At 47.2% G+C, this 13498-nt stretch carries 8 protein-coding genes; 3 read left to right on the forward strand and 5 right to left on the reverse strand.

The features are described 5' to 3' along the window. Positions 1–15 precede the first annotated feature (15 nt). Complete coding sequence (locus tag ACFO4O_RS09455) at positions 16–3477, forward strand: PAS domain-containing hybrid sensor histidine kinase/response regulator (RefSeq protein ID WP_382407753.1); 3462 nt, start codon at positions 16–18, stop codon at positions 3475–3477. Between the two features lie 3 nt (positions 3478–3480). On the opposite strand, the gene ACFO4O_RS09460 is transcribed toward ACFO4O_RS09455, so the two are convergent. Together ACFO4O_RS09460 and acs are read right to left on the reverse strand one after the other, a co-directional pair. Next, positions 3481–4134: a response regulator transcription factor gene (locus ACFO4O_RS09460; protein ID WP_382407755.1), complete on the reverse strand. Its 654-nt coding sequence runs from the start codon at positions 4132–4134 to the stop codon at positions 3481–3483. A gap of 201 nt (positions 4135–4335) precedes the next feature. Next, positions 4336–6279: an acetate--CoA ligase gene (gene acs, locus ACFO4O_RS09465; protein WP_382407757.1), complete on the reverse strand. Its 1944-nt coding sequence runs from the start codon at positions 6277–6279 to the stop codon at positions 4336–4338. A gap of 518 nt (positions 6280–6797) precedes the next feature. On the opposite strand from acs, the gene ACFO4O_RS09470 reads away from it, so the two are divergent. Further along, positions 6798–7967 carry a DcaP family trimeric outer membrane transporter gene (locus tag ACFO4O_RS09470; protein WP_382407759.1) on the forward strand — a complete coding sequence of 390 codons (1170 nt, stop codon included), beginning with the start codon at positions 6798–6800 and terminating at the stop codon, positions 7965–7967. Positions 7968–8225: 258 nt separating this feature from the next. Here ACFO4O_RS09470 and ACFO4O_RS09475 read toward each other — a convergent pair whose 3' ends face one another. From ACFO4O_RS09475 to ACFO4O_RS09485, 3 genes are all read right to left on the reverse strand, one after another. After that, positions 8226–9278 (reverse strand): aldo/keto reductase, encoded by a 1053-nt coding sequence (locus tag ACFO4O_RS09475; RefSeq protein WP_382407761.1) that lies wholly within the window; start codon positions 9276–9278, stop codon positions 8226–8228. Positions 9279–9393: 115 nt separating this feature from the next. Then, complete coding sequence (locus ACFO4O_RS09480; protein ID WP_382407763.1) at positions 9394–10317, reverse strand: histone deacetylase family protein; 924 nt, start codon at positions 10315–10317, stop codon at positions 9394–9396. Further along, a complete protein-coding gene (locus ACFO4O_RS09485; protein WP_382407764.1) occupies positions 10314–12164 on the reverse strand; it encodes a GNAT family N-acetyltransferase in 1851 nt (616 codons plus the stop codon). Before ACFO4O_RS09485 ends, ACFO4O_RS09480 begins: the two co-directional genes overlap by 4 nt. Positions 12165–12443: 279 nt before the next feature. Here ACFO4O_RS09485 and ACFO4O_RS09490 point away from each other — a divergent pair, with 279 nt between their 5' ends. Then, positions 12444–13487: a 50S ribosomal protein L11 methyltransferase gene (locus tag ACFO4O_RS09490; protein WP_382407765.1), complete on the forward strand. Its 1044-nt coding sequence runs from the start codon at positions 12444–12446 to the stop codon at positions 13485–13487. The last annotated feature ends 11 nt before the right edge of the window (positions 13488–13498 follow it).

Below are 13498 nucleotides of genomic sequence, written 5' to 3' on the forward strand. Positions count from 1 at the left end.
TGTATAGGATTTTACATGTCGATCGGTTGGATAGCGCTGTCTCTGGCGTATTTGTTCTTATTATTTTGGATAGCAAAATGGGGTGATAAAAACTCTCCAACCGCTCGTTGGTTGACGTCTCATCCTTTAGTCTACTGTCTAGCGCTTGGCATATATTGCACCGCATGGACATTTTTTGGCGCAGTAGGGCAATCGAGCACTGAGCAATGGATGTTTTTGCCCATATTGCTTGGCCCTATTATTGTTTACGTAGTATTTAATTCATTTATATATAAGCTCGTACATGTAAGCAAAAAACAGCATATCAGCACGATTGCCGACTTTATAAGTTCGCGATACGGTAAACGTCAGGTGGTAGCTTTGCTGGTCACAATTATTGCGCTACTTGCCACCATTCCTTATATCGCGCTGCAGCTCAAAGCCGTAGGCTCAACCTTTCAGATGATCACAGAGCAAGAAGACAGCCAAATTATTGTGGTACTTGCCAGCCTCTTTATCGCTATATTCGCGATGTATTTTGGCACGCGCAACACCGATGTGACCCAATATCGCAGAGGATTAATACTCGCCATTGCATTTGAGTCGTGCATCAAACTCATTGCCTTGGTCTTGGTAGCATTTGTGGGCTATCGGTATTGGCAGGCACAAGGCAGTGGTAATATGTTGGCAGACTACGCAACACAAGATGCATTTGCTGCATTTAGCTCTATGAGCTTTTGGGCACAAACCATTATGGCGGCAGCGGCTATTATATGCCTGCCGCGTCAATTTCATATCACGGTAATAGATAACCTGCATCTTGAGCACATTCGCAAGGCTCGCTGGTATTTTCCTGCCTACTTAGCACTAATTGCCCTCACTATCCCGCTGATTGCAGCAGCCGGCAACGCCATATTTGCCTCAAGTCCAATCGACGGTGACCATTACGTGATGGGTATTGCGCTTTTTTCCGACTCTATTTTACTGCAAATTATTGTATTTGTGGGCGGACTGTCGGCAGCCACTGCCATGATTATAATTGCGACCCTAACCTTGAGCACCATGATCACCAATGACGTAATTTTGCCTCGCATCATGGACAAAGGTATTCAGCAAGGGCTCGATAAAGTTAAACGCATCAAGCTCATTCGTCGCTACGTAATATTCTCGATTTTGCTGCTCGCCTTTGCTTACCAGCAACAAATGGCTTACCAAGCGCCACTGGCCTCTATTGGCTTACTGGCATTTTCTTTAGTGATTCAGCTTTTACCTGCCATTGTGGGCGGCTTATATTGGCAGCGCGGACATGCTCACGGGGTGTATGCTGGGCTGCTCAGTGGCTTTGTGGTATGGCTGATGTTTTTGCTATTTCCCCTGATTGAACCTAACGGTAGCGCCTATCAAACCGATATCGTAAGCCAAGGCGCCATGCTAAGTTTAATTGCTAACGTTGCTGCGTATATTGGGTTTTCGCTTATATCAACACCTCGCTTAATCGACCGCATTCAAGCTAGGGCATTTGTCTCTCCCGCGACTTACAATGCATCCTTTAAAACTGACACCACCTTTGAGGTCACCGTAGCCGATTTACAAACGCTGATTGCCCGTTTTAGCGGAGAGCATCGCTGTCAGCAGCTTTTTGATGACTATCAAAAACAAAACGACATGCAGTTAAATTATGATGACAAGGCCAGCGAGCGCTTTTTGGAATTTTGTGAGCGCGCCTTAGGCGGCGTGGTGGGCTCCTCAAGCGCGAAAGCACTTATTGATACAGTAGTACGCGGTAAGAAGCTGGATATTACCGAGGTGGTCAACTTTTTTGACGATACCACGCAAGCCATGCAGTTCAACATGAGTGCGCTGTTAACCTCCCTAGAAAATATTGACCAAGGTATTAGCGTTGTCGACAAAAACCTCAACCTTGTGGCTTGGAACAAGCGCTACATCGATTTGTTTTCTTACCCAGAAGATTTGGTTAAGGTGGGCGCGCATATTGAACCCTTGATTCGTCATAACGTGTTAAGGGGTGATTGCGGGCCCGGCGAAATAGACTTACAGGTGCAAAAACGCATGGAGCACCTGCGAAACGGCACGCCCCATCGCTTTACGCGTCAGCGCGACGATGGTCACGTCATTGAAATGGTAGGAAATCCCTTACCGGGTGGTGGCTTTGTAACGAGTTTCCACGACATCACCGGTCACGTCGAAATTCAGCAAGCGCTAAAAGAGTCCAACATAGACCTTGCGGCGCGCGTCGCCAAACGAACCGAAGAGGTGCACTCCATTAATGCTGAACTGCGCTTAGAAATAGAGCGGCGTAACCACTTAGAGAAAAAACTCATAAGAGCGCGCAAAGAAGCAGAAGACGCCAACGCCAGCAAAACGCGCTTTTTGGCCTTAGCGAGTCATGATGTATTGCAGCCTTTAAACGCCGCCAAACTATATTTAACGGTGTTAGAAGAGGCCGACATTGACCACGAACTCAAAAATACCATCCGTAAACTGAGCGATTCAGTAGTGTCAAGCGAGAGCTTAATTAGCACTATTCTTGATATCTCTAGACTTGACCAAGGTGAACTCAAACCCTTTATTGAGACCATCAACGTTCTCGAGGCTGTCACCCCCATTGTGAATGAGATGAGCATGAAGGCCAAAGAAAAAGGCCTTAAATTTAGCAGCCGAGTGCAAGACTGCTACATCAGTGCAGATAAAACCTACCTGTACCGAATCATACAAAACCTCGCCTCAAACGCGGTTAAGTACACCCAATCGGGTAAGGTGCTGCTGACCGTCAGAGTAGTCAATCAAAAAGTCAGAATAGAGGTAAGAGACACCGGCATTGGTATTCCAGAGCTGCAGCAGGCCGCTATATTCAGTGATTTTTATCGCGTCGAAAACTCTCAAGAGCAGGGAATTGGCTTAGGATTGGGCGTGGTCAAACGGCTAACGCAGCAGCTTCAATGCCAAGTAAGGGTGCACTCAGAAGAAGGAAAAGGCTCGTGTTTTTCTATTGAGTTTAATCAAGTCCCGCCCCCAGAGGCGCCAAAGATAATCAAATCACCCGCTCAATCGATTTTCAATAAGCTGAAGATTTTATGCATCGACGACCAGTCAGAAAACCTAGATGCTATGCAGACGCTTTTGAGTAAATGGGGCATAGAGGTAGCCATTGCGCAAAGTTATGAAAAGGCAAGTGCACTGGCCCAAAGCTTCAACCCCCATATTTTGCTGGTCGACTATCAGCTTGGCAGAGGGCCTGACGGACTTGAAATTATCGATTCAATTCGTCAACAGCTCAACACTATCTTGCCCGCTTGTTTGGTCACCGCTCAGCGAGGAGAAGAGCTGATGAAAGCCTGCAGTGAGCATGGCGTAAACTATCTTGCCAAGCCTCTCAAGCCTGCCAAGCTAAGGGCCCTGATTCAGAGCATGTCGAAGTTTATCAGACATGTAGAGGTGGCCGATAAAAATCAGGCCAGCGATTTACCAAAAACGTAAAGGCTATACGTCTTCTTTTAGCGGGGGCTCTAGTTGAAGTTGTGACGCAATAAGCACCGCTTGGGTGCGATTATTGATACCCAGTTTACGGAAAATTGCGGTAACGTGAGCCTTTACCGTGGCCTCTGCAATATCGAGATTGTAACCAATTTGTTTATTTAATAAGCCGTCGCGCATATAGCACAACACCTTATATTGTGAAGGCGTGAGGCTGGCCACATTCTCTGCAAGTTGCGAAAAGGTTTCGTCTACATCTTGGATTTGTTGGCGCACTGACTCGGGTACCCATATATCGCCTTCTAGCATATTGGTGACAGCATCTTTTATTTCTTGTGCACTGGCAGTTTTAGGAATAAACCCCATTGCGCCCAGCCCTACCACTTTTGAAATGAGCGCGGCATCTTCGGTGCCCGAGACAACCGCGATAGGTAAATCTGAAAAGGTTTTTTGGATATGCAAAAAGCCAAACAGGTCGCTGCTGCCCGGCATGTGTAAATCGAGCATAAGTAAATCTACATCGTTGGCTTCTAAAGCCGACACAGTGCTATTTAAATCTCCCGACTCCAGTATAGTCAGGTCATTAAAAGCCATGGACAAGGCACCTTTTAAAGCGTCACGGTATAGTGGATGGTCGTCGGCAATAAGAAGAGTCACCATGTCAATGTCCTTGTGTAAATCGTGTTAAGCAGCCAGTGCAATTTCAATAGTTTAACAAGATGTTAACAAATAAGGAAGGCTCTGGTCGCATCAATAATCACTCGCTAATTAAACAATAAGGAGGCCTGAGCCTCCTTATTTAACTGAGCTTTTATGCATGCAATAGAACAACGGCCATGCTGCTAAAAGTGCTCGGTGTGCTTATCGATTGAGCCGCTTGTCAATCAATGAATCGACCACGGACGGGTCAGCCAATGTCGAGGTATCGCCTAATTGGTCGTACTCATTTGCCGCTATTTTTCTCAATATTCGGCGCATGATTTTACCTGAGCGTGTTTTTGGCAAGCCGCTTGTCCACTGAATCAAATCAGGGGTTGCAATAGGACTAAGCTCTTTGCGCACCCATGTTCTAATTTCAGCGGTAAGCTGTTCGCTGGCCTCTATCCCTTCGTTTGGCGTGATATACACATATATCCCCTGTCCCTTTATGTTGTGTGGATATCCAACAACCGCAGCCTCCGCAATGACTGAATGAGCCACCAGCGCTGATTCAATTTCAGCCGTGCCAAGTCGGTGACCCGACACATTAAGCACATCATCAACGCGACCGGTGATCCAGTAGTAGCCATCTTCGTCTCGGCGCGCACCGTCACCGGTAAAATACACATTAGGATAGGCACTAAAATACGTTTCGATAAAGCGTTTGTGGTCACCGTATACCGTTCGCGCCTGCGACGGCCAGCTGTCTTTAATGACCAAATTACCTTCGTTTGCGCCCTCAAGTTCGTTTCCTTCAGCGTCAAACAAGGCGGGCTGCACACCGAACAACGGGCGGGTTGCAGAACCAGGTTTGAGAGCACTTGCCGCAGGCAGCGGCGCTATCATCATGCCGCCTGTTTCGGTTTGCCACCACGAATCGATGATCGGACAACGGCTTTGACCAATCACGCGGTAATACCATTCCCAAGCCTCCGGATTAATAGGCTCACCTACTGATCCAAGCACACGAAGAGACGATAAATCACAACCCTCAACAGGCTTTTCGCCGTGCGCCATTAGCGCGCGAATTGCGGTGGGTGCGGTGTATAAACTATTGACCTTATACTTCTCTACTACTTGTGCAATGCGGCGCACATCCGGATAGGTGGGAACGCCTTCAAAAAACACCTGCGTAGCGCCGGCTGCTAACGGACCGTAGGTCATGTAGCTGTGTCCAGTGATCCAGCCCACATCTGCGGTACACCAATAAACATCGTCAGCTTTATAATCAAACGCATAGCGAAAGGTCATAGCGGTATATAAAAGATAGCCGCCTGTGGTATGCACCACACCTTTTGGCTGACCGGTAGAGCCTGAGGTATACAAAATAAACAATGGGTCTTCTGCATTCATCGACTCTGGCTCGCACTGGGCCGAGCAGTCGTCAATAAGCTCGTGCCACCATACGTCTACATCTGCATTCCACGTAATATCGCCGCCGGTAAGTTTGAGTGTTAGTACTGCACTAACACTTGGGCACACGCCGTTGGCAATAGCTTCATCAACATTTGCTTTGAGCGGAACGGTACGACCAGCTCTGCGGCCTTGGTCTGCGGTAATAACGACTTTAGCATCTGAGTTATTGATTCTATCGGCGATCGCATTGGGAGAGAAACCGCCAAAAATAACTGAATGAACCGCGCCTATTCGGGCACATGCGAGCATAGCGTAAGCCGCATGCGGCGTCATAGGCATATATATGGCTACTCGGTCACCTTTTTGAACGCCTAATTTCTTTAAACCATTTGCAAGCTTACAAACTTCGTAGTGTAGCTGCTGGTAGGTCACTTTTTCGGAGTCTTCGGGCGAATCGCCCTCCCAGAAAATAGCCGTTTTTTTCGCGTTTTTTTCTAGATGACGGTCAATACAGTTATAACTGGCGTTTAATTCGCCATCTTCAAACCACTTAATTTCGCAGTTTGACTGACTAAAATTAGTGTTTTTAATAATGCTCGGCTTTTTATACCAATCTAGCTCGTCTAATTGCTCACGCCAAAAGCCTTCTGGGTCGTCTACCGATGCTTTGTACATGGTTTGATAATCGTCATCACTAAAATGTGGATGCTGTAACAGTGACTCTGGCACTGGATATGTTTTGGCACTCATTGGTTCTGCCTCCGTAAAATGCTTGTTAGTACGTCGTTAACAATAGTCTTCTTATTTAAAACCAAAATGAGACTTTGGTATTACCGCCTCTAGCACAGCTCAAGGCTTTATATAAACGCTTTAATAGGGCCATAGGGTCTGTTGACCTTTGCTGTATGAATTTTGTTCGTTTCATGTGCTTTCCGATCGCGGCACGTGCTTGCAGGTGCAGTTATTCTGCATCAAGAGCACGTAACAAAGAGCGGGATGCACATGGAGCGAACCCTCCGGGCGGCGCTTGTGCACTATTTATTCTGCATCATCGTTATTTTATGTAGATGACTACACTTCAATAACGATTCTTTGTCTAAATAGCGCACAAACTGCCGCAAAATCATACAGCAAAGGTCAACAGACCCTAACAAAATACAACCATAGTCTCATAGACCAAGCGCTAATTTGAAAGTCGATTAGTTTACATAAAAATGTATCCCGCTTAACTACCTTTTTACACCCTATTAACGAAATTGGACACACCTATGACAACTAAAATGACGAAAACAGCTCAAGCCATTTCTTTATGTTTATGCTTAGGTGCTGCTTCACTGACTACGCAAGCAGCTACTATCGGAGATACTACAGTCAAGTTTTCAGGTTATATAAAAGCCGACGCCATCATGACAAACTATTCAGACGGCACACTTGCGTCTGGGAATATCGGACGCGACTTTTATATTCCAAGCTTAACGCCAGTGGGTCAAAATGATGAGGGCACCCAGTTTGATGCCCATATTCGCCAATCGCGCTTTCGTTTTACAACCTCGACGCCTACTGACGAGGGCGATACCATTACTGGCGTCCTTGAATTCGATATGCTGGCAACTCCAAACGGTGACGACCGCATCAGCAACTCCTACACACCGCGTATTCGCCACGCTTTTGTTAGCTATAAAGGCTGGACGGTTGGACAAACCTGGTCAACATTTATGGATGTCAAAGTCCTGCCTGAAACCGTTGATTTTATTGGTAATACCGACGGCACTATTTTTGAACGCCAGCCACTGGTGAAATACACCACCGGCAGTTGGGAGTTTGCACTTGAAAACCCAGAAACTACTATCACCCCAGCAAGTGGCGCAGGTCGCATTACCGCCGACGATAACGCACTACCCGATGCCATCGTGCGTTATACCCACAGCGCTGATTGGGGTCATTTCGCAGTAGCAGGCTTGGTACGTCAACTGTCTTATGACGATGGCGTAGACGTAGATGAATCGGAAGTGTCTTATGGGGTGAGCCTCACCAGCAAAATCAAGCTTGGAAAAGCCACTGACGTGCGACTTGCATTTAACACAGGCTCAGGCTTGGGTCGCTATTTAGCCCTAAATGCTGCCAACGGGGCTGTTGTTACGCCCAATAATGAACTTGAGAATATCGACTCAATGGCATACGCGGTTTCGCTTCACCATAAGTGGAATTCGTCGTTTCGCAGTAACCTCACCTATTCTGCGTTTGATGCCGACATAGACACGACGCTTTTGAGCGAAGGCAGCACCGAAAAAACATTCAGTATGCGCGCTAATCTGTTTTATCAGCCTACCGCTAAAATTACCGTAGGAGGGGAGTACGCCTTTGCTAGAAGAGAGCTAGCCTCTGGCCTAGACGGAGACATGAACCGCTTACAATTTATGTTGAAGTACGCATTTTAAAGCCGCATCGCTCTGTCGGCATCGCTCTGTAGGCATAGGTCTGTCGGCATAGGTCTGTCGGCATAGGACCGTCAGTATCGACCATACGCTGATGCCACAGAGCACATTTCGAAAAAAAGATGCCAAGGTGAAAACGCCAAGACTAAGATGAAAGCGCGCCAACGAACACGTCACAATGACTGCATTCGTTGGCGCGCTTAATTCATATTTAATAAACGCTTTAGCATCAAACAAGCTCTAGCACCGCGCTAGAAGCCCCTAGAATACCACCGGATATTTTTTAATTAACGCAGCAATATCGTTTATGCATTCTTCGCTGAGTACTAAATCAAAGGCATCCATGTTTTCCGTTAACTGGTCCATCGTAGTTGCACCAATTATGGTTGACGTAACGCCGTCTATTTGATCACACCATGCCAGCGCAAGCTGACTCGGCGTCATGTCATAGCCTTTAGCGAGTGCGCAATACTCTTTTATCGCCGTTTGCGCAGTGGGTGTATCTCTAAATAGCCCTTGACGCTGCACCAAGGTAAAGCGACTGCCTTTGGGACGCGCGCCGTCAATGTATTTTCCCGAGAGCATACCGCCAGCAAGCGGAGACCACGGCAAATAGGCGACCTCTTCAAGCACGCACGACTCAATTAAAAAAGGCCAATCCTTTAGATGCAGTAAGCTAAATTCATTTTGAATAGATACGGGCCGAGGCACCCCTAACTCGTCACAGAGCACAAGATAAGTATGTATGCCCCACGGTGTGTCGTCAGACAGGCCCCAATGCTTGATTTTACCTTGTTCAATCGCCTGCCCTAGTGCTTGGACAATTCCTTTCATGCGCTCACGCTCTTGGGCCACGTCTAGCTTGCTTGATTTCACTTGATTGGGCCAGTGTTTACCAAAATGCGGTGACGTTCTATTCGGCCAATGCAGTTGATACAGGTCGATACAATCTGTTTTTAAACGCGCTAGAGAAGCGTCAATAGCCTTAGCGATGGTGTCTTTTGAAATAAACGCGCCGCTTCTAATATACGGTAAGCCTGCACCGGCAATTTTGCTGGCGATAATCACGCCTTCGCGTTTATCTGGATGTCGACTAAAAAAGTCGCCTATGACGCGTTCGGTATCGCCATAGGTTTCAGAGTTTGGCGGCACAGGGTACATCTCAGCGGTATCAATGAAGTTTACGCCACGCTCAAGGGCATAAATAATTTGCTCATCGGCGTCTTTTTGGGTGTTTTGGATGCCCCACGTCATACTGCCTAAGCAGACGCGCGACACAGACAGACCACTTCGGCCTAGAGGTGAATATTGCATAGCTTCCCTTTTGAATTATTGCATGTAGGCGCCAGATTGTTCACAAATCGCGCCCATAATGCAATGCATATACGTGCATCTACATACGCATTTTCAAAGCCAAAGGTGCAAGATTTTATCCAATGAGCGCCTTAATGTGCGCCACCGCGCTGCGGCTAAGGGCATTTAGTGAATAGCCACCCTCGAGCATCGAAACAATGTGCCCATTACAGTGTTTTTGAGCAAGCGCTTTAATATTTTCGGTGAGCCAAATGTAGTCTGCCTCCACCAAACGCAGATGCCCAAGACTGTCTTCGGCGTGCGCATCAAAGCCTGCTGAAATAAACATCAGTTGGGGCGAAAACGCGTCGAGCGCCTGCCACCAATGATTGACCATTTCTCGGTATTCTAATCCTTTAGTGCCTGCAGGGATGGGCACATTTAAGATGCCGTCTCGGGTAGGAGAATCGCCAGAAAAAGGATAAAACGGATGCTGAAATGACGAACAAAACATTACGCGCGCGTCATCTTTAAATATGTCTTCAGTGCCGTTGCCATGATGGACATCAAAATCAATTATGGCAACGCGCTCAAAGCCCCTGTGCTCAAGAGCATGAAGCGCGGCTAGGGCAACGTTGTTAAATAAGCAAAATCCAGATGATCTTGCGCGTTCGGCGTGATGTCCTGGCGGCCTTACTAAACAAAACGCGCTTTGCGTTTCATTTGCCACCACCATGTCGACGGCCACAATGCCCGAACCTGCCGCGTGCAGGGCCGCGTCTAATGTGCTTTCCATCATAATAGTGTCGTCGTCTATCCACACTCTTTCGCCAACCTGAGTGGGCGCTTTGTCAAAGATGTTTTGCACAAAATCTTTGTCGTGCGCGAGCACGAGCTCATCAAAATGAGCAGGTTTTGCATCGGCAAAGCGCACTACCAACTCTAAACCCGAAGACATGATTTGGTCGTTAATGCTGTGCATCCTTGCAGGTTGCTCTGGATGGTCTGGGTCCATATTGTGAAGTGCACATTGCGGGCTGCCAATAATGGTGATGGTCATGATTTATCCTTCAGATAGCGAATAAGCTCAATTTCACCTGGGTCAGGATTGAACACACGCTTAAATTCAAATTGTTCAAATACCGAAATCATTGGCTTATTCTCAGATTTCACAATAGCAAACATTTTGCTCAAACCCCGCGCCGTAGCGATACTGATCATGTGCTCAAGCAGAATCTTTGCCATGCCTTTACCCTGATGGTCTTCACGGGTGACAAAAGCGACTTCACAGGCATTATCCTGCGGATATAAATAATACCGCCCAACCGCCTCAATGATGTTTCTTGAGCCCTCTTGCCTGACTATGGTCAGCGCTACATCCTTGCTTTGGTCAACACTCACCAAATCACAGGACTTTTCGCGGGTCATGCCTTGAGGAATATAGTTATAGCGCAGGCGCACCGTCTCTTTTGTGTGCGAATAAAAAAATTCCTGCAGGCGGCGCTCATCAGCAGGGTTAAGCGCCCTTAGATAAAAGGTCTCGCCTTTTATGGGCACACGCTTTATTTGCACATTACCCAGTTCAGGAATGTCTGTGGGATATTGCTTTTGATAGTCGGGCACCCACACATGCTCGCGAATTTTACTCAACAAGGCCTCGCGAAATTTAGGGTGCGCGACGCGTATTAACTCCAGCGCTCGCTCTCGCACGCTTTTTCCTTTTAAACTGGCAATACCAAACTCGGTGACCACGTAATGCACATTACCTCTTGATGTAACCACGCCAGAGCCTTCGCTCATGGTTGCTACAATGCGCGATACCTCGCCACCTCGGGCGGTTGATGGCAACGCAATAATGGGCTTTCCGCCTTTGCTTTTGGAGGCACCAGACACAAAATCCACTTGCCCGCCAATGCCGCTGTAAAACTGATAACCAATAGAGTCGGCAACAACTTGGCCAGATAGGTCAACCTCCAGCGCGCTGTTTATCGACACCATGCGTGTATTTTTTGCAATATTTGCGGGTTTATTCACATAGGAGCTAGGGTAGAACTCCACGTGCGGATTGTTGTGTACAAATTCATAGAGTCGCTTAGTTCCTAAACAAAAACTGGTAACGGTTTTACCCGGGTGGAAAGTTTTACTGCGATTATTAACCACCCCTTTTTGCATCAATTCCATCACGCCGTCGCTGATCATTTCAGAGTGAATGCCAAGATTCTTGTGCTGATGCAAATATCGCGTTACTGCATCAGGCACTTTACCTATGCCTAATTGCAAGGTTGCTCCATCTTCAACCAACATTGCCACGTATTGACCAATTCGCTCTGTGATTGATGACTTTTCTGCAATGTCCATCTCAGGTATGGCTTGCTCATGCTCCACACAAGCACTAAATTCGCTAATATGTAAAAACGAATGACCGGCCGTACGCGGCATCTTGGGGTTAATTTGGGCGATGATGTGTTTGGCACTGCGCGCCGCTGACATCACCACGTCTACCGATACGCCCAATGAGCAATAGCCGAGTTCGTCGGGAGGTGAGACCATAATGAGCGCAGCGTCGAGGGGCAATGTTTCGTCGGTAAATAAGCTGGAAACCTCAGACAAAAAACAAGGCGTGTAGTCGGCTCTTCCCTCTTCTACCGCCTGCCTAACGGCATCACCGTGAATAAAAAACGTGTTTATTTTAAAACGATGTTTGTATTCAGGATTGGCCCATTTGTTATCTGAAATAGTCACGGTGTGCACCATTTCCAAATCTTTAATGTCTTTGGCGTCTTCAATAAGGCTGTCAATTAAATGATTGGGTACTGCGGCGTTTGAGCCAATAAATAAGCGGCTGCCCGATTTAATTAAGCTCGGCCAGTCTACGGCATTCGTAAATTGGGATTTAACTGACTGCATATTGCCTCTTTGCTGTTTTTATAACGGTTTTTTAAGCTTTGATTTTTACCTCAATGCTGGCGTTATCTGTTTAGACCCGTTGATTCAATTTATTGGCTGATATTTAAGACCCAAGTCTTTTGTTCTCAACAAGCTTAGCAATAAAGCATGACGAAAACATTGATCTGGCGCTAAAGTCTGATGTCGATGCTATCTGCACAGGCGCCATCCTGATAGACTGCTTGCTAATACTGATGCTACGTGCAAGTTACGTGCTCGCAACAACCTTACGAGAAAGCCATGAGCGAACAAAAGCAAACGCCAGCAACACGCCAAAATCGAGATATAAGCGCAAACACCACCGACGGTAGCGAAGGACGCCACCGTATGTCTTATCGCGATGTGGCTATGCACAAAGTCATGCTGCAAGATATTGTGCGCACCGAGGCTTACCAAAAATCGATTGAATCGGTGGTTAAATCACACCATAGCGTACTTGATTTTGGCTGTGGCACTGGCGTGCTCTCGATGTTTGCGGCGCGAGCCGGCGCCAAGCGAGTAATGGCCGTTGACCGCTCTGAGTTCATTCAGTCCGCTCAGCACATAGCGCGCGCCAATGGCTTTAACAATATCGACTTTTACCATGATGACCATGAATCTCTGAGCCTCGACGAGCCTGTTGATGTGCTTGTGTCAGAGTGGATGGGACACTGCTTATTTTACGAAGCAATGCTAGAGCCGCTGCTTAGCTTAAGAGACCGATACCTGAAAGACGACGGCATTATGATACCGAGTACGCTCTCTCTTCGCATGGGGCTGGTGAATGATGAGGCGATTTTAGAAGACTTGAGGTTTTTACATGAGCGCCCTTATGGGCTTGATTTTTCGGCCATTGCAGATGCCCCTTTAGAGCAATCCGATTTAGTTGCTCTTGAGCCTGAATGTATGCTTGAAAGCGTTGCCTTACTCGGCACGCTGAATATGAAAACACTTGAGAAAGCCAGTACGCCTCGCGTATTTACGGCAAAGCTTACGCCAAGCGAAACCACCGACATTTACGCGCTGTGCGGCTGGTTTAGCGCTCAGTTAAGTCAAGGGGTAGAGTTTGGTACGGGCCCTTTTGATACGCCCACGCACTGGGATCAGATATTGTTTCCACTGCCGAAGCCTTTTCACGTCTCGCCGGATAAAGACATTACAATAAGTTTATCGCCACTCACCGAACAGCTTGGCAAAGAACAGTTTTGGTCGTGGTCCATTTCAGATGGAGAAAACACACTAAGCGTGAATGAGCTAAGTCTTCAGCGGCAAAGGCTCAAAAGTGTCCCGCAGGGAAAGCTTTGAGGCATTAACAA

The organism is Glaciecola siphonariae (genome assembly GCF_042652645.1).
In the GTDB taxonomy this organism is placed as follows: Bacteria; Pseudomonadota; Gammaproteobacteria; order Enterobacterales; family Alteromonadaceae; genus Glaciecola; species Glaciecola siphonariae.